We start from the raw sequence: 17945 nt of genomic DNA, 5'->3' as shown, positions 1-17945 counted from the left end.
GAAATATGGAAAATAATAAACAATTATTAGTAACAGCTTCTCCACATATTAGGAGTAAAAGAACAGTCGCAAATGACATGCTCGATGTTATCATTGCACTTTTACCTGCTGGCGCTGTTTCTGTTTACTACTTTGGTTATAGGGCTTTAGTTCTTATCTTAGCATCTGTGATCACTTGTGTATTAGCTGAGACAATCTTTAATAAATGTATTAAAAAAGAAAACACAATCAAAGACCTATCAGCAGTTGTAACAGGTATCTTACTTGCCTACAACGTGCCATTTACACTTCCAGTATGGCAACTTGTAATAGGATCAGTATTTGCGATAGTAATTTGTAAGATGCTCTATGGTGGTATCGGTCAAAACATTGTAAACCCAGCACTCGGTGCAAGAGCATTTTTGATGGCATCTTGGTCATCAACCATGACAAACTTTGTACCAACAGAAAGAGTAGCAACCTTAAAAACAGTTAGCGACGTATCAATGCTAAGTGCGGCAACACCACTTTCTAATCCAAAAGCCTACACAATTATGGACTTATTTATTGGTCACATCCCAGGCTGTCTTGGTGAAATAAGTGCCCTAGCCCTTTTACTCGGTGCATGCTACCTATTAATTAGAAAAGTAATTCACATAAGAATTCCATTAGTATACATACTAACAACTACCCTAATCCTTGCAATTTTTGGGGATAAGGTAAATCTAGATTATATACTTAAAAACATCCTATCAGGTGGTCTAATCCTTGGTGCCTTCTTTATGGCAACAGACTACACCACAGCCCCAATCACACCTAAAGGACAAATCGTATTTGCCTTTGGTTGCGGTTTATTAACAGCAGTCATTAGACTTTGGGGTGGATATCCAGAAGGTGTTTCTTATTCAATCTTACTAATGAATCTCCTAGTACCTGTTATTGAAAAACACACTAGGGACAGGATTTTTGGTAAGGCCAAGGCAAAAAAAGGAGCTAAAAATGAATAATAGTTTAAAATTAGGTTTTAAATTACTTTTAATCACATCAGTTACAGCCCTAGCCCTTGCCTTTACAAACAATATGACTAAGCCAATCATAGAGGCTCGCCAACAAGAAGAGCTCAAAGAAAGCTTGGCAGTAGTATATAAGGCAGATAGCTATGAAGAGCTAGATGTTGAAAAACCAGACGTTGTAGAAGCAGTTTACAAGGCAAGCAGTGCTGAAGGTGACGGATATGTTTTCCAAATCAACTCGCCAGGTGGTTATGGTGGTGACATTGAATTTTTAATCGGTGTTGACAAAGACCATAACATAACAGGTTTTGCTCCTCTAAACCAATCAGAATCAGCAGGTTTTGGTGCTGAAATGGAACAAGATTATTTCAAACAGGGAATGGTTGGAGTAAACATGGACCAAGAAGTTAAGGCAAGTGCAGCAGGCGGAGAAAATGAAATAGTTGGCATCTCAGGTGCGACAATTTCAACATCTACTATCTTAAGAGGTATCAACGCCGCAAGAGAAGTACTTACTAGCTTAGAATAGGAGATATCATGGAAAAACAAAAAGATAAAAAACCAAAGGTAAATTACGGCAAAATATTTACCGACGGTATAATTAAAAACAACCCTGTCCTAGTACAGATGGTTGGTATGTGTTCAGTACTAGCTATATCTTCATCATTAATTAATGCTGTTGGTATGGGTATATCTGTAACATTCGTACTTGTGATGAGTAACTTAGTTATATCATTACTTCGTAATTTCATCTCAGATGAAATCAGAATCCCATCATTTATCGTAGTAATAGCAGGCTTCGTAACTATAGTTCAAATGCTAATAAAGGCTTATGCTCCAGCTCTTGATAAGAGTCTAGGTATCTTTATTCCACTTATAGTTGTAAACTGTATAATCCTTGCCCGTGCTGAAGGTTTTGCAAGCCAAAACGGTCCAATCCCATCAATAGTAGATGGTATCAGCCAAGGTCTTGGTTATACAATAGCTATATCAATCCTAGCTTTCTTTAGGGAATTATTAGGATCAGGAACACTTTTTGGCATGCCAGTTATTCCAGAAGGATACACCATAGGCTTCATGCTTCAACCAGCATCATCATTTATAGTCCTAGGTCTAATCTTTGGAGCCTTCCATGCTATAATGAATAAGAAAAAGAAAGTTGATTAGGAGTTATTATGGCAGAATTATTTAAAATTATAATAGCAACTATATTTGTATCAAACTATGTATTAGGACAATTCTTAGGTATCTGTCCAACCCTCGGTGTAACCAGCAAGGTTGAAACCGCAAGGGGTATGGGCTTTGCAGTAATCTTCGTAATAGTACTTGCAACAGTTATTACTTGGTTTATCCAACACTACATACTAGAAGTTTTTAATGTTCAATACCTACAGACAGTTGTCTTTATCTTGGTAATAGCAACCCTTGTTCAATCAGTAGAAACAGTAATGAAGAAATCCATGCCAGCTCTTTACGGCGCACTTGGTGTATATCTTCCACTTATTACTACAAACTGCGTTGTACTAGGTGTAGCTATAAAAGCAATCGACCTATCATACAACCTTGTAGAATCAACAGTTTATGCCTTTGCAGCATCAATTGGTTTTATGTTAGCAATCATGATCCTTGCTTATCTAAGAGAAAAAATCGAATATAACAAAATACCTGAGTCATTTAAGGGAGCTCCAATGTCTCTTATAACCCTAGGTCTAATGGCTATAGCCTTCATGGGCTTTGCAGGTTTAGCATAGGAGGTAAGAATGGAAAATTTATTATTGCCGGTAGCAATACTTGCTATAATGGGCTTTATCTTTGCGATTGCCCTAGGCTTTATTTCACAAAAATTTCACGTAGAAAAATCAGTTAAAGAAGCAGCAGTTAGGGAATGCCTACCAGGTGCTAACTGCGGTGCTTGTGGATTTCCTGGTTGCGATGGTCTTGCAGAAGCAATCGCTAAGGGAGAAGCTCCTGTAAATGGTTGTGCCATTGGTGGTGCAAGTGTAACAGCAGCGGTAGCTGCAGCTATGGGTGTTGAAGCGACAGGTGCAGATGATAGAAAAGTTGCCCTAGTACATTGTAATGGTACTTGCGAAGCAGCCAAGGACCAATATAAATACCAAGGTCTTGAAGATTGTAGGGTACAAATCGCACTATTTGGTGGTAAAAAAGCCTGTGATTATGGTTGTATAGGTTGTGGTACATGCGAAAAAGCTTGTCCATTTGATGCAATCCACATCATAAACGGCGTTGCCAAAGTTAATAGAGATAAGTGTGTAGCTTGTAAAAAGTGTGTGGAAGTATGTCCAAAACACATTATTGACCTTGTACCATTTAAGCAAAAACAAGCGGTTCTTTGCTCATCACATGATAAGGGCAAGGACGCAAGGGGTAAATGCTCTAATTCTTGTATAGGTTGTACAATCTGTGCTAAGACTTATCCAGAAGCCTTTGAAATGGATAACTTTTTATCTAAGGCAGTTCATATTGACGAAATCGATCAAGAATTGCTAAAGACAGCTTGTGAAAAATGTCCAAATAAATGTATAACTATCTTTGAATAAAATTTAAAGAAGACCCTTCGGGGTCTTTTTTTATTGGCCAAAAACCATATAATATAACCATGATTATTTTATAAAATATTAAAATAGATATAGAGGTTATTATGAAGATAAGAAAAGGAGATATAATTGTAATTGTTGGCCTGATTTTTTTAAGTTTTGGCCTGAATTTTGCAATTGATAAGATGACTACAGGATATGAGGGAGATATGCTTGTAGTAGAACAAGATGGAAAAGTCATTAAAAAACTCCCTATGGATAAGGATACAGAATACGTGGTTAATTATGGAGGCCATTACAATAAAATTGTTATTAAAAACAAGAAAGCATTTATAAGCGAGGCTGACTGCCAAGACCAGATTTGTGCCCATATGCACCCTATAGAAAAGGAAGGCCAAACAATTATCTGCCTGCCACATAGGTTGTTTTTGGAGCTTGAAAGCCATAAGGACAAGAAAAAAGATGACGATGCAATAGATAAGGTGGTGAACTAATGGGTAAAAATATCAAAGATTTAACTAATATGGCGCTTTTGGTGGCCCTTGCCCTAATAATTTCACTTATTGAACTACAAATCCCTGTTCCTGTGCCAATACCAGGTGCAAAACTTGGACTTTCAAATATAATAATACTAGTAAGTCTTTATTTTTATGGATTTAAGGCAAGTCTCACCATAGCACTTTTAAAAAGTTTTATGTTGGTATTGATAACAGGGGCTGTGACTTCGTTTTTCTACTCAGCAGCAGGTGCGATTCTTTCATCAATCGCTATGGCAATCGCCTTAAAGTACCACGACCGCTTATTTTCTTTTATTGGTGTAAGCGAAATAGGAGCCTTTGCCCACAACCTAGGACAAATTATAGTTTCAGCTATCATTATGGAAAATATCAAGATGTTTACTTATTTTCCAGCCCTAGTTTTGGTCGGCACCTTTAGTGGATTTTTTGTAGGACTTTCTTCAAACTTTATTATAAAGCATATGAAAAAAATAAAGATCGGAGAAAATGTTTAAATGAAACAAACTATCAAGGATATGAAGCTTATAGATAGGCCTAGGGAAAAACTTATAAAGTTGGGCCACGACAGCCTGAGTGAAAAGGAGCTTCTTGCCATAATTATATCAACTGGGACAGATAAGAAAAATGCCATTGACCTTGCTGAGGAAATACTTGATACCTTTAGTGAGGAGGCTCTTTTAGAAATAGAAGTCGAGGAGCTTACAAAAATAAATGGGATTAAAGAGGCCAAGGCTTCAAAGATTATAGCAAGCCTTCAACTAGGCAAGAGGATTAAGGAAAATATCTTAAATAAGGAAAAATATAAGATTAGCTCAAATGAGGATGCTTATAAATATATAAAAGACACCATCAGCCTTAAAGACAGGGAATATTTTTATACAATCCTTCTTAATAATAAAAATGAAGTTATTTCCAAGGAACTTATTTCAATTGGAGACTTGTCTTCTTCAATAGTTAATCCTAGGGAAGTCTTTAAGCCAGCCATAAAAAAGTCTGCCAAGTCAATGATTTTGGCCCACAACCATCCATCGGGCAATCCTAGCCCTTCAAAGGCAGATTTATTAATCACCCACAGGCTGATAGATGCGGGAGAAATCCTTGATATCAACGTCCTTGACCACTTGATTATTGGCCACGGATCTTATGTAAGTTTAAAAAAAGATAATTATATTTAGGAGTTTAGGATGAAATTTAAAATGATTGCTACAGACTTTGCCATAGACCTTGGCACTAGCAATATTTCAGTATATAAAAAAGGCGAGGGCCTTATAATAAATGAGCCTTCAAGCCTGGTTCTTGATGAAAATCACACCAAGGTAGAAGCTGTTGGCCAAAAGGCTAAGGATATGCTTGGTAAAACCCACGAGGATATACAAGTTGTAAAGCCAATCAAAAACGGAGTTATAACTGATTTTAATCTCACAGAAGCCATGCTCAATTACTTTTTTGATAAGGTGAATCCTGGCTTTAGCCTAATCCAACCAAGAGTTGTGATTGTTGTCCCATCTGGTATTACAGATATACAAAAAAGAGCAGTTGAAGATGCTGCCCTTCATGCAGGCAGCAGGGATATTATCCTTGTTGATGAATCGCTTGCAGCAGCCTATGGGATGAACCTTTCCCCAGATGAACCTAGGGGGATATTAATGATAAATATGGGTGCCGGCACAAGCCAAGTTGCGGTTATTTCACTAAATGGAATAGTAGTTTCTGCCACAATGAACAAGGGCGGTGACTACCTAGATGAAAAAATTGTTGATTATTTTAGGGAAGAAAAGAACCTTGAAATCGGCAAAAATACTGCAGAAGAGGTTAAGATTAACCTTGCATCACTAAAGATAAAAGATGGCAACAACCAGATGGAAGTAAACGGCAGAGACCTTCTAGATGCTAGACCAAAGACTGTAAGTGTAAGTTCTAGCGAGTTAGTTTCTTGCATCCTTCCTTTTGCAGACGAAGTTTGTGAAATGGTCTTAGTAGCCCTTGAAAAGACACCACCAGAAATATCCTCAGATATCAGAAGAGATGGCTTTGCCCTTTCTGGATCCTTGTCAAAGCTTGCTGGACTTGCCGAATATATAGAAAAGAAAATCGGTCTAAAATCCTATCGCTCAGAAGATCCAGGCACAGATGCAATCCTAGGAGCGGGATTAATTCTAGAAAATCCAGATAAGTATTTAAAATATCGTAAGTAGGTAAATATGGCATATAAGAGAGTAAAAAAAGATAAAAAACCTTTCATATTTACAGTTGTAGGCCTAGGTCTGCTCATACTTATTTCAAGCCAAAGTGAAACTATATCACAAACAGGATCAAACCTTGCAAATACAATCCTAAGACCAATTGAAAAAGTGACTTACTCTATATCATCTGCTATGATTGAGCAGGTTGAAAGGACAATTGGATCTAAGGAAACTCGTGAGCAAGTATTGAAACTTGAGGCAGACAACAGGTCACTTGTAATGGAAAATGCGAGACTTTTAGCAACTATAAATAGGGAAGAGTTTTTAAAAGACGAAGCAGCTGCGACAAATGGCACAGAAAATAAATACATTAAGGCCAAGCTTATAAACACAGATGTTAATGCAATGACAACTCATTTTACAATCGACAAGGGAGCTGTGGATGGGATTGAAAAAAACGACATCATTCTTCAAGCTGTTGGAGATAGCAAGTTCTACACAGGACTTGTTGGTAAGGTCACAGAAGTATATAAAACTACAGCCAGGGTTGAAACCTTAAATTCAAATGAAAATGACGTTTCTTTTGTAAATGCAAATTCTGGTGACTATGGTGTGATTGATGTTTTCAATAAAAACACCATCCAAGGCTTTATGATTGATCTTGAAAGCAAGATTAACGAAAAGGACATACTCCTAACAAGTGGTCTAGGCGGAATTTATCCTTACGGAATCTACATAGGTAGGGTTGCTACAGTAACAATGAGTGAGGACTCCCTAAGAAAAAATATCACTATCAAATCACCTGTTGATTTTTCACACTTGTATAGGGTCTTAGTATTGAAACACGACGCGACTTATTCGATTGATAAAAAACCTGTAACTAAGGAGAAAAAGCAAGAGGAGGGCGAAATCTATGAATAAATTTAAAAGCTTTTTAATTTTATTAATAAGTTTTATTTTACAAACCTCAATCTTTGCTAAAATTGATATCATAGGGGCAAATGTAAACATTCTTATTCCTGCAACCATAGCCTTATCCCAAATTTTGCCAAACAGAACTGGAAGGCTAGGGGGTCTTTTAGTAGGCCTCTTTGAAGACTTTCTATTTTCAAGCCTAGTAGGAGTGAGGGCCCTTTCTTACTACCTAATAGGGGTTGTTTCTTCGGGAGAATTTATAAAGGTATCAAAAGACAAGCAGGCAGGACTAATTGTTTGTGTCTTAGCAACTATTTTTAACTTCCTGTTAGTGAATGGTATCTACTATATTTTTGGCAAGAGTTTAAACTCAATAACTGGTTATTTTGGCCTTGAAATCCTGGTAGAAGCAATTTTTAATTCACTTATCTACTTAGTTTATTACATGCTTATCAAAAAGATAATGTATATACCAACCTATAGAATTTAGGGGATTTTATGAGAAATAAAAAGGAAAATAGATTTATTTTCATCCAAGTAGTTGTGGTGCTCGCTATTATCACCATCGTTTTTAGACTTTTTAATGTAATGGTTAACAAGGGTGATTATTACAGAGACTTATCCGATAATAGGAAAGTTAAAGAAGTCGACGAACTTGCAAGTAGGGGCAATATCTACGATAGAAACGGTAAAATCTTGGCCACATCTATACCATCCTTCGCAGTTAAGCTCTATAAAGATGAGTTGATGAGCTTGGATGAAGATAAAAGAATAGAATTGATCTCAAACTTGGTTGATATCCTTGAAGAAGATGGAGTCAACTATACTGAAGATTTTAGTATAAAATTAAACACTTTTAAATATAAAAAGGACTTAGACTACTTCAAGAAAAAAGAAATGCCAATCGAAGATGTGGTCCACAAGTTAATAGAAAATGACCTTATAGAAGAGTTTTTACTTTCTACTTATGAAGAAGATGGAATTAAGTATGAAACCTTAAATACAGCCATTCTTGCACTTAAAAAGAGGGGGATAGATGTGCCAGCTCACATAAGTCAGGAAAATGGTAAGCTCAAGGTAGAATATAAGAAAAATTATGAGAAAAAACTTGCCAATATAGGTCACAAAAAAGACGACGACCCTATAGACGTAATCCTAGAATCAGTCGGTGAAGATAGGTCGGTTTTACTATCTATCCTTCAAAATTCACACGCAAGGCTACTTGCCTATAGGATTTTGGAAAGGCACAAGCTTTTAGGAAGCCTAACTATGGATGCCTATGCAATTAAAAGCGACCAGGACCTAGTTGAAAAAAAGGCTAGACTTCATAAGGTATTCAAAAAAATCACCCTTGACTCAAAGCCAAGTGACGATTTTTGTGAAATAGTAAAAAATTCTACAATCAAAGATGTTTTGGCATCGGCCATGGTAGATGATAAGGGAGCCTACATCATTCCTGCTAATATGCTCATAGAAGAGCTTGAAAACAAGGGGATTTATGCAAACTTTGAAACAGAAGTCATCACAGAAACCAAGGATGATAAGAACCAATATTCTGTAGATGTAAGGTTTAAAAACCCACAGGCAGGTTCTGCCATAGACGAACTAGCAAGACTTGCAGAAGAACATGACCTAATAAAGCCTTTAATTTTGTCAGAATATGTAAAATACATGGCTCAAAATGCCAATACAAGAAATAATATTTATCCAAATATAGATATAACAGAAGATGATCCAGACGACTGGAAATACACCTTTACTATAGATAAGAAAGATTTTTATACCCATTATGCCAATAAAGATAGGGCAAATTCTACAAAGGAAACTGTAGATATACTTATGAATGAAAATGACGGACAAAAAATCTTAGAATACCTAAAGAAGGTAAATGGACTTGATTCTTATAGTGATGTTGAAGCTGTTGGGATATTAACTATCGACAATACTTTAAATAGGCAAGGTTCTTTTGGCTATAGACCAATAAATATTGTTTATAATCTCGATGAGTCAACAGTTTTAAAAATAGAAGAAAAAATTGATTCTGGATCAGGAGTTGTCGTTGAAACTATTCCAATCAGGTCTTATCCAAATAGAAACTTAGCAAGTCATGTTCTTGGCTACATGGGCCCAATTGCAACAAGCCAGGAAGTTGATAAGTATGTCAAAGAAAGAGCCTATCTGAGAGACGAAATTATTGGTAAAACTGGTATAGAAGAATCCTACCAAGATAACCTCAAGGGCAAAAATGGAAGGTCCTTAGTTACGGTTGACTCTTCTGGAAATAGGAGAGAGACCATTTCTCAAACCAAATCAGAACCAGGTGATGATGTCTATTTATCAATAGATGCTAAGCTTCAAAAACAAGCAGAAGATTCACTAGAAGGTGTTCTTAGGGCTCTTAGGGAGACAGGCTTATATGAATCAGAATATGGGTCTTTTAGACCATTTAAAATGGCTCCTCACGCTGAAAGTGGGGCTGTAGTTGTATCTAATGTTAAGACTGGGGAAGTCCTTGCTTTAGCCTCTTATCCAAACTACGATCCAAACTTATTTTCAACTGGTATTTCAACTTCCGACTGGGAAGCTCTTCAGGTAGAGGATAGCGAAGGTCCACTTGCTCCAAGGCCTATGTTAAATATAGCAACCCAAACAGCAGTAATGCCAGGTTCAACCTTTAAGCTAGTGACAGCACTTGCAGCCCTAGAAAAGGGCCTAGACCCACTTGCTATAAATAATTGTCATGGTTTTATGGAAATAGGTAATAGGAGATTTTCTTGCTTGATTTATACTGAAAGTGGTATGACCCACGGTGAGGAAAACCTATATGGAGCAATAAGAGATTCTTGTAACTACTATTTCTACACCCTAGCCCTTGGAGAAAATCCAGAAGATGGCGACACTCTTACAACCAAGCTAGAATTAAATGACATAAGGTTGGCTGCTGAAATGTTAGGTCTTGATGAGGAAACAGGAATAGAAATAAATATACCAAAAGAAGCTAAAGGTAATGTCCCATCAATTGGAAAGAAAGTTGAAGTAACCAAGTTAATGCTCAAAGACTACCTAGAAAAAAATCTTACTCTTTTTATTAAGGAAGGGGTCAAGAAAGCTAGGGATGAATACGAGCAAGATATTACAGATATAGTCAAATTTACAGATAATCCTAATGAATGGTCAAGAAAAGCGATTATAGACTTCTTTGATGAAAGAGGTTATGATGCCTTGATGGTTCCTGAAGGTCAAAGAGATGGACTTGCTGATACAATCAAGTACACATATCTAAATCAAGCTGTTTGGGATATTACAGATATGCTAAATATCGTAATTGGCCAGGGCCAAAACTCCTATACACCTATCCAGATGAACAGGGCTATAGCTACTCTAACTAATGGTGGTTATCTAAATAAATTCACCCTTATAAATAAGGTTAAAAACCACGATTCTGGTGAAGTTTTATTTGAAAATGTGCCAGAAAACGAGAAAATAGATATTAAGGATAAGAAATATCTTGAAGATATCAAATATGGTACCCTACTTGTTGCTCAGAAAAATGCTTTATTAAGTCAATTACCTATGGATATTGGTATAAAAACTGGTACAGCTGAGGTAGAGGGTAAAAACCCTGATGGCACAGACTATGATACCTATGCATGGATGGTAGGCTTTGCACCTTATGATAATCCAGAAATAGCAATATCTATTGTATTAACCCAAGGTGATACTTCCTACAATGCCTCTCCTATTATGAGAGATATTGTTGCTAGGTACTTTGATTTGAATGTTGAGATGATAAACGCAGAGCCAACCGCCAAAGACATCCAAGACCTTGGCGAATCAGCCAATGGTGGGGACCACAACCACGGACATTAGTAAGAGGAAATTATGCAAATATATCTAATAAATGGGAAAAATAGTATAGGTAAGACCGATTTTGCGGTAAACCTAGCAGAAAGACTTTCTGAAAATAAGATGGTCTTACTGACATCTCTTTTCAGGAGTGACCAATCAAATATTGAAGATTATTACAAAAAGGATGGGATGATAAGCTATGATATATCAGACTATTTTCTAGGTCTTTGTAGCTTGGATAAGGTAATTGTTGAAGAAAATCCTAACCTAAAATTCATCATTCCTCCACTTGTAGAGGATAAATATGATATTAGGGTTCAGGATGTATATAACCTTATAGATGAAGTAGATGCTGATATAATAATTCTAGATAATCTATATCTTGCAATCAAGGATGCAATAAAAATTGAAATCCTTGACAAAGATGATTTGGATAAGGATATTCATGCAGATTATTACTTTATTAATCGTTGTGATGAAGGTTTTGATCCAAGAACTATTAAAGAAAAACTCCTTAGTAAATCTGCGACTTACCTAGGTTTTGTAAAAGAAAATGACTATTTCAAAGATGTTATAGATAATCTTATGAAAGGCGAGGCAGAGCCAATAGGAGATTTAGGATTTTTCGAAAAAGTAAAGAGGATTTTTAAGAAGTGAAAGTTATTTTTGATGATAAAAAAGAAAAAATCCTTATGAGACAAAAAGACGGGAGAGTCATGGAAGTCATATTCTATGACTCTCTTCTTCATAATATCTACAGGGGGAAAGTCCTCAATAAAATTGATAGTCTGGGAGCATATTTTGTAGAAATATCCAAAGAGGAAACTTTATTCTTAAAATCAACCCTAAATTATAAAGTAGGGGATAACGCCATAGTTGAATATGTAAGAGAGCCAGCCAATGGCAAGCTAGGCCTAGGAAGCGAAAATTTTTCTATAGAAAATGAGGCCTACACTCTAACAAGATATCCTATTAGGAAAAGACCAAGACTTAAAAAAGGCAAGGTAAAAGATGATATTTTGTACAAAGAAATCTTAGCAGAAAAAGAAAGGCTTATTAATGAAGAGAAATTCCTACCGAGTCCAAAACTTTTGAGGGAAAATTCGATAAAGGAAAAATACCTAGAAGAATTCAAGGATTACGAGTTGAAAGATTTTGATATTAGAAATTCTAGAGACTTTGTAAAACTAGCTGACCAAATAAGAGAATCGGAAATTTCCTATAAGGATATGTCGATTATTATTGATGAACTTAAGACTTTGACAGTAATTGACGTAAATTCCGGTAGTAGAAAATCGAAACAGGGGAAGAAAGATTTTCTATTGAATGTAAATTTAGATTTAGTTGACTTTATTGCTTATAATCTCAAATTAAGAAATATTGGAGGCATGGTTGTTATTGATTTTTTAAGGTCAGATGGGGAAGAGATGATAAAAGAAAGTTTTAGAAAAGCAGCAGAAGCTTACGGTCTAGAGGCAGAAGTATTTGGTTTTTCCCAAATGGGACTTTTTGAAATATCAATAAAAAGAAGAGGCGATAGTTTGAAGGACAACCTTGCGAAAAGATCTTTACTTTTCTAGGTTAAATGCTTTTACTAAAGCCTCTTTTTCTTTTTTTGTTAGTTTTTTTATCCTTGCCTCAAGCCTAAGGCCAATAGATTTGCTATCGACTCTCTTGTAATAAACTAGGCTTACAGGTAGCCTTGACCTAGTGTACTTAGCACCTTTGCCTGAATTGTGGGTTTTAACCCTTTCTTTAACATCATTGGTATAGCCAGTATAGAGGGAACCATCCCCGCACCTTAAAATATAAACAAAGTGCATCAGGAAAATCTCTCGTTTAAGACCTGGTTAATGATGTCTACGTCAAAACCCTTGCTGGCAAGGTGTCTAAAAATCTTGGCCCTATTTTCATAAGAAAAGTCGTTTTTGATTTTTTTATCAGCAAAGAATCTCGCCTTTTCAGCTTCTCTTTCGTCAGAAATCATATAGATATAATCTTCTATTATATTATCATCGATGTGCTTTCTTTTTAGCATAAAGCGAATCTTACCCCTAGACCAGTTTGAAATCTCATCCTTATCCCTTATGTAGGACTTGACATAGGACTCATCATCCAAAAATCCATAGGAATCAAGATATTCAATAATTTTTTCTATTACATCTTCCGAAAACTTTTGTTCTTTAAGTTTTTGCCTAATTTCATAGGTTGATTTTTGCGAATAAGAAATCTTATTAAGGGCGAAATTTTTGGCCTTGTTAAACTCATCATTGGCTAAAATCAGCTTGTAGGTAGGAAAGTCAATTTCCTTATCAACTTCAAAGGCATTTTCGTGGTACATATCATAATCTACATAAAACTTCTCATTTGATATTGTAAGCCTAATTAAATTGTATTTGTCTGAATATTCTATATTTTCAATAATCATTTCATAGAAAGAATTGCATTATATACTAATGGAGCAACCATGGCTATAGAAATGACGATTGCAAATATTTTTAAAATTAATTTCCTTGTACTTTTCATAATTCACCTCTGTAGATATTTTACTACAAAGAATAGAAAAAGAAAAATTTTAAAAAATTTGCATTATTTTTAAATCCGTGGTATTATATTATTTGTCAGTAGGAATGACCTGGGCTAATAACTTAGGAAATCCTAAAAAAATAATTAAAAATATTTGACAAAAGTAAATAAAAGTTGTATACTTATATAGTCAGTATGAATAGTGAAGATACAAACGTGGTGGGTATAGTCCAGTTGGTTACGACACCTGGTTGTGGCCCAGGAGAGCGTGAGTTCGAATCTCACTACTCACCCCATGCGGGATTGGCGGAATTGGCAGACGCGCTAGACTTAGGATCTAGTGAGAATTTCTCGTGAAGGTTCGACTCCTTTATCCCGCACCAAATATTTAAAAGAAGCATTGGATTCCAGTGCTTCTTTTTTGTCGAAAAAATAAATTTACCAATCACTTACCGATAGGATTATTTTTAATAAATTTTAAAAAACTATCTTAATTTAGCCTTGAAAATTCTTTACGTTCATAAATGTTTTCACATCTTTATGGATCTTAAATTCATTTACAATTTAATAATTATTTGACACTATCTTTTATTTAACATAAAATAGACTTAACAGGGGAGCTTATAGCTGAGAGGAAGTTTTGACTTCGACCCTTTACTTGATACGGATAATGCCGGCGTAAGGAGTCTTTTTTTAATGTGCTAACCTTGCGGTTAGCTTTTTTTATTTGCTTTTCTGTGAGTATATTTTAAAGGAGTATTTATGAATAATACAAAACTTAAGAAATTAGTTCTAGCGTCTTTTTTAGTAGGGCTCGCAGTAGTAGGATCTACATTTTCATTTCCTGTCTTTTTTTCCAGATGTGCACCAGCCCAACATATAGTAAATATGTTTGCAGCAGTTACCCTAGGTCCTTTTTATGGAATAGTGATAGCCTTTGTTGCCTCAGTAATTAGAAATATGGCAGGCCTTGGAAGTCTAATGGCCTTTCCCGGTTCTATGTTTGGTGCCCTTCTTTGTGGAATAGTCTACAAAAAAACCAAAAACCTAACCTTGACTGCCTGTGGGGAAATCTTTGGCACATCTATCTTAGGTGGTCTTGCTGCCTACCCTGTTGCAGTCCTACTTATGGGGAAATCTGCTGCAGATATAGCATTTTATACCTACATCCTTCCATTTTTTGCATCAACAGCAGGTGGAACAATCATTGCTTGTATAATTTTAGCAAGGCTTAAGGACAGTAAATTTGTAAAAGAAATCTATAATTAAAAAGGAGAATAGTATGAAAACTTGTTTGACAATTGCAGGATCTGATTCATCAGGCGGTGCAGGTATCCAAGCCGACCTTAAGACTATGACCGTAAATGGAGTCTACGCTATGAGTGTTATCACAGCTCTTACTGCCCAAAATACCCAGGGAGTGACTGGCATCCTTGATGTAAGCCCAGAATTCATCACAGAGCAAATGGATGCAGTATTTACAGATATTTACCCAGATGCAATTAAAATTGGAATGGTATCTTCGCCAGAAATCGTAGAAGCAATCGCGGCTTCTCTTGAAAAATACAAGGCAAAAAATATAGTTCTTGACCCAGTTATGGTTGCCACATCTGGGGCAAAACTCTTAAAAGAAGAAGCCATGGATAGTCTAATTAATAGATTAATTCCACTTGCAGATGTAATTACACCAAATATTCCTGAAGGGGAAATCCTAGCGGGTATGGAAATTACAAATGAGAATCAAATGATTAAGGCAGCAGAAAAAATTGGCAAAAAATACGACTGTGCTGTCCTCCTTAAGGGCGGGCATAGGGTTAACGATGCCAATGACCTTTTGTATAGGGACGGAGAATTTAAGTGGTTTAGGTCTGAAAGAATCGACAATCCAAACACCCACGGGACAGGATGCACTCTTTCTAGTGCCATAGGAGCAAATCTTGCTAAGGGTTATGACATTGACCAAGCAATAGAAATGGCAAAAGACTACCTAACAGGAGCTCTAAGAGCTGGTTTAGACTTGGGCAAAGGCTCTGGTCCATTAATGCACAATTATAAAATAATTTAAAAAATAAACTAGCAAGATAATAAAAAATTACCTTGCTAGTTTTTATTTTGAGAAAAATTTCAAAGAGAAATCAATTAGTAATCATAACTATCTATATTTTTCATCCCAACTATGGTAGAATATTCATAAGATTTTGCAAGGAGCAGACATGAAAAAAGACCGAAGAGATTTGATTTTAAATGGAAATATTTACATGGCAATTGCTGTAATTTCCATTCCAATTATATTAAATAACTTTATCCAGCAATTATATTCATTAGCTGATGCCTTCTGGCTTGGTAAGCTAGGAACTGCAGAATTTGCAGCAACTTCCTTTACTTGGCCTGTTATTTTTTTGTTTAATTCCATAGGCATAGGCTTATCAATAGCTGCGATTTCCTTAATTTCCCAGCTAATTGGCATGGATAATGTAAAACTAGCCCAAAAATATAATGACACAATAATAAATATTTCACTTTATTTTTCTGTAATTTTTATGGTGGTGGGATATTTTACAGCCGAAGCTATTGTAACCATGATGGGAGCGACTGGGGACCTACATATATTTTCTGTGGAATATTTGAAATATTCTTATTTTGGGATACCCTTTATATTTTTATATTTTATTTACGCAGCAATTTTCCAGGCCCAGGGCAAAAACACAATTCCAACCATAATCAGTACAACTTGTGTAATTTTGAATATGGTTTTAAATCCATTTTTTATCTTTGATACTATTCCTATTTTTGGATTTACAGGTCTTGGACTTGGGGTAAAGGGTGCAGCCATAGCAACAGTTTTGACCCAGGCTTTGATGTGTCTATTTGGTTTTATACACCTAAGGACAAACAAGGATCTAATAAAATTAAATTATGAATCCCTATTTTATATCAAATGGGAAAAGCAAGTTGTTAAGAAAATTTATACTATAGCTACACCAGCAGTTATAGGACAAATGGGAACAGCAGCAGGGTTTATAATCCTAAATTCCTTTATCCAATCCTACGGAACAGACACAGTTGCGGCTTATGGTATGGTTAATAGGATTTCAGGCCTTCTAAATATACCGCCAGGTGGGATAGGCTCTGCAATTACAAGCATAATTGGCCAAAATATAGGCTCTGGCAATATAAAAAGAGTCAAGGAAACTTTCAAAAAGGCTTCTATAATAGTAGTAATTATGTCGATTATAATTGCTATTATAAGCTATATCTACAGGTTCCAAATCCTCCAATTCTTTATAGATGCACCACTGGATTCAACACTAATGAAGGAAGCTGATACCTACATGGCCTATACCTTAATTACCCTTGTAATGTTAAATATGTTTTTCATCTACCAGGGACTTTTCCAAGGATCTGGCAATGCCAAATACTCAATGTTTATTGATGTATTAAGGCTTTGGGTAATAAGAATTCCTCTATTATTTTTCTTTAAATATTTCACAGACCTGGCCGCTACAGGAATTTGGCTTGCTATGTCTATTTCTAATGTAATGATTAGCATTATTGCCCATGTTATTTATTTAAGGGGCAATTGGATGAATGGGTCATTTTAACTTTTGAACTCAAAAAAGATAAAAATATAAAGACTTGCAAATGTTATCATTTATAGGTTATAATTAATAATAAGTAGGAGGAATATTTTGCAGGATACAAAAAGAATTATATTAAAACTAAGCGGCGAAGCCCTTTCCGGTAAGACTGGATTTGGATTTGACGATGAGATGATTAGTAAAATATGCGAAAATATCAAAATCCTTACAGAAAAAGGGATTGAAGTTGCCATAGTTGTTGGTGGAGGAAATTTCTGGAGAGGAAGGTCAGGCACTACAATAGATAGGGCAAGCTCTGATAATATCGGTATGCTAGGAACTGTTATGAATGGACTTAGGGTCCAAGGAACACTTGAAGAAATTGGTCTTGATACAAGGCTGATGACAGCTATTTCTATGAAAGAAGTAGCAGAGCCATATATCAGACGCAGGGCTGTAAGGCACCTTGAAAAGGGCAGAGTTGTCATCTTTTCAGCAGGAACAGGTCTTCCATATTTTTCAACTGATACTACAGCAAGCCTTAGGGCTTTAGAAATTGGTGCTGATGTGATTTTGCTAGGTAAGACTGGCACAGATGGTATCTATGATAAGGACCCAAATGTTTACCCAGATGCCAAAAAATTTGATAGATTAACCTACATGGAAATCCTTCAAAAGGAATTAAAGATTATGGATACAACAGCAACCTCACTTTGTATGGACAACGACATGCCATTAATTGTTTTTGGAATTGATGATCCAGCAAATATGGTAAGAGTATTTGAAAATGAAAATCTTGGAACAAGAGTAAAGGAGAGTTTTTAAA

At 35.7% G+C, this 17945-nt stretch carries 20 protein-coding genes, 2 tRNA genes and 1 riboswitch; of the genes, 20 read left to right on the top strand and 2 right to left on the bottom strand.

The window, feature by feature from the left end; genetic code table 11:
• Positions 1–5 precede the first annotated feature (5 nt).
• The 14 genes from J2Z38_RS06710 to J2Z38_RS06645 all read left to right on the top strand — a co-directional run bounded on the left by J2Z38_RS06710 (position 6) and on the right by J2Z38_RS06645 (position 12595).
• Positions 6–986 carry an RnfABCDGE type electron transport complex subunit D gene (locus J2Z38_RS06710; protein WP_209774111.1) on the top strand — a complete coding sequence of 327 codons (981 nt, stop codon included), beginning with the start codon at positions 6–8 and terminating at the stop codon, positions 984–986.
• Positions 979–1521 carry an FMN-binding protein gene (locus tag J2Z38_RS06705; protein WP_209774109.1) on the top strand — a complete coding sequence of 181 codons (543 nt, stop codon included), beginning with the start codon at positions 979–981 and terminating at the stop codon, positions 1519–1521. Before J2Z38_RS06710 ends, J2Z38_RS06705 begins: the two co-directional genes overlap by 8 nt.
• Positions 1522–1529: 8 nt before the next feature.
• On the top strand, positions 1530–2159 hold the full coding sequence (rsxE, locus tag J2Z38_RS06700) for an electron transport complex subunit RsxE (RefSeq protein ID WP_209774102.1): 630 nt from the start codon (positions 1530–1532) through the stop codon (positions 2157–2159).
• Positions 2160–2167: 8 nt separating this feature from the next.
• Positions 2168–2743: an electron transport complex protein RnfA gene (locus J2Z38_RS06695; protein WP_209774100.1), complete on the top strand. Its 576-nt coding sequence runs from the start codon at positions 2168–2170 to the stop codon at positions 2741–2743.
• 9 nt (positions 2744–2752) lie between these two features.
• Positions 2753–3553 carry an RnfABCDGE type electron transport complex subunit B gene (locus J2Z38_RS06690; RefSeq protein ID WP_209774093.1) on the top strand — a complete coding sequence of 267 codons (801 nt, stop codon included), beginning with the start codon at positions 2753–2755 and terminating at the stop codon, positions 3551–3553.
• 101 nt (positions 3554–3654) lie between these two features.
• On the top strand, positions 3655–4044 hold the full coding sequence (locus J2Z38_RS06685; RefSeq protein ID WP_209774091.1) for a NusG domain II-containing protein: 390 nt from the start codon (positions 3655–3657) through the stop codon (positions 4042–4044).
• Complete coding sequence (locus tag J2Z38_RS06680) at positions 4044–4562, top strand: Gx transporter family protein (RefSeq protein WP_209774089.1); 519 nt, start codon at positions 4044–4046, stop codon at positions 4560–4562. Before J2Z38_RS06685 ends, J2Z38_RS06680 begins: the two co-directional genes overlap by 1 nt.
• Positions 4563–5243: a RadC family protein gene (radC, locus tag J2Z38_RS06675; protein WP_209774086.1), complete on the top strand. Its 681-nt coding sequence runs from the start codon at positions 4563–4565 to the stop codon at positions 5241–5243.
• A 9-nt stretch (positions 5244–5252) separates the two neighbouring features.
• Entirely contained in the window at positions 5253–6263 is a 1011-nt protein-coding gene (gene mreB / locus J2Z38_RS06670; RefSeq protein WP_209774084.1) for a rod shape-determining protein, read from the top strand.
• 6 nt (positions 6264–6269) lie between these two features.
• Positions 6270–7172, top strand: coding sequence for a rod shape-determining protein MreC (gene mreC, locus J2Z38_RS06665; protein WP_209774082.1), 903 nt, complete (start codon positions 6270–6272; stop codon positions 7170–7172).
• Positions 7165–7656, top strand: coding sequence for a rod shape-determining protein MreD (gene mreD / locus J2Z38_RS06660; protein ID WP_209774078.1), 492 nt, complete (start codon positions 7165–7167; stop codon positions 7654–7656). Before mreC ends, mreD begins: the two co-directional genes overlap by 8 nt.
• 8 nt (positions 7657–7664) lie before the next feature.
• Positions 7665–11036, top strand: coding sequence for a penicillin-binding transpeptidase domain-containing protein (locus J2Z38_RS06655; protein ID WP_209774067.1), 3372 nt, complete (start codon positions 7665–7667; stop codon positions 11034–11036).
• 12 nt (positions 11037–11048) lie between these two features.
• Complete coding sequence (locus J2Z38_RS06650; protein ID WP_209774064.1) at positions 11049–11672, top strand: P-loop NTPase family protein; 624 nt, start codon at positions 11049–11051, stop codon at positions 11670–11672.
• A complete protein-coding gene (locus J2Z38_RS06645) occupies positions 11669–12595 on the top strand; it encodes a ribonuclease E/G (protein ID WP_209774062.1) in 927 nt (308 codons plus the stop codon). Before J2Z38_RS06650 ends, J2Z38_RS06645 begins: the two co-directional genes overlap by 4 nt.
• On the opposite strand, the gene J2Z38_RS06640 is transcribed toward J2Z38_RS06645, so the two are convergent.
• Together J2Z38_RS06640 and J2Z38_RS06635 are read right to left on the bottom strand one after the other, a co-directional pair.
• On the bottom strand, positions 12584–12838 hold the full coding sequence (locus J2Z38_RS06640; protein WP_209774059.1) for a GIY-YIG nuclease family protein: 255 nt from the start codon (positions 12836–12838) through the stop codon (positions 12584–12586). The genes J2Z38_RS06645 and J2Z38_RS06640 overlap by 12 nt on opposite strands.
• Positions 12838–13443: a regulatory protein RecX gene (locus tag J2Z38_RS06635; RefSeq protein WP_209774056.1), complete on the bottom strand. Its 606-nt coding sequence runs from the start codon at positions 13441–13443 to the stop codon at positions 12838–12840. Before J2Z38_RS06635 ends, J2Z38_RS06640 begins: the two co-directional genes overlap by 1 nt.
• Positions 13444–13760: 317 nt before the next feature.
• On the opposite strand from J2Z38_RS06635, the gene J2Z38_RS06630 reads away from it, so the two are divergent.
• From J2Z38_RS06630 to pyrH, 6 genes are all read left to right on the top strand, one after another.
• Positions 13761–13837: transfer RNA gene (locus tag J2Z38_RS06630), tRNA-His, on the top strand.
• A 1-nt stretch (position 13838) separates the two neighbouring features.
• A tRNA-Leu gene (locus J2Z38_RS06625) sits at positions 13839–13924 on the top strand.
• 220 nt (positions 13925–14144) lie between these two features.
• A riboswitch (TPP riboswitch) is annotated at positions 14145–14243 on the top strand.
• A 60-nt stretch (positions 14244–14303) separates the two neighbouring features.
• Entirely contained in the window at positions 14304–14810 is a 507-nt protein-coding gene (gene thiW / locus J2Z38_RS06620; protein ID WP_209774053.1) for an energy coupling factor transporter S component ThiW, read from the top strand.
• A gap of 13 nt (positions 14811–14823) precedes the next feature.
• The gene (gene thiD, locus J2Z38_RS06615; RefSeq protein ID WP_209774037.1) at positions 14824–15606 is read left to right on the top strand and encodes a bifunctional hydroxymethylpyrimidine kinase/phosphomethylpyrimidine kinase; all 783 of its coding nucleotides are present in this window, start codon (positions 14824–14826) and stop codon (positions 15604–15606) included.
• 148 nt (positions 15607–15754) lie between these two features.
• Positions 15755–17143, top strand: coding sequence for an MATE family efflux transporter (locus tag J2Z38_RS06610; RefSeq protein ID WP_209774025.1), 1389 nt, complete (start codon positions 15755–15757; stop codon positions 17141–17143).
• 87 nt (positions 17144–17230) lie between these two features.
• Entirely contained in the window at positions 17231–17944 is a 714-nt protein-coding gene (gene pyrH / locus J2Z38_RS06605; protein ID WP_209774021.1) for a UMP kinase, read from the top strand.
• The last annotated feature ends 1 nt before the right edge of the window (position 17945 follow it).

The sequence above is a fragment of the Anaerococcus degeneri genome, from assembly GCF_017874475.1.
Lineage (GTDB): Bacteria > Bacillota > Clostridia > Tissierellales > Peptoniphilaceae > Anaerococcus > Anaerococcus degeneri.
Note: the sequence above shows the minus strand (reverse complement) of the source record. Positions and strands in the feature narration are given on the sequence as shown.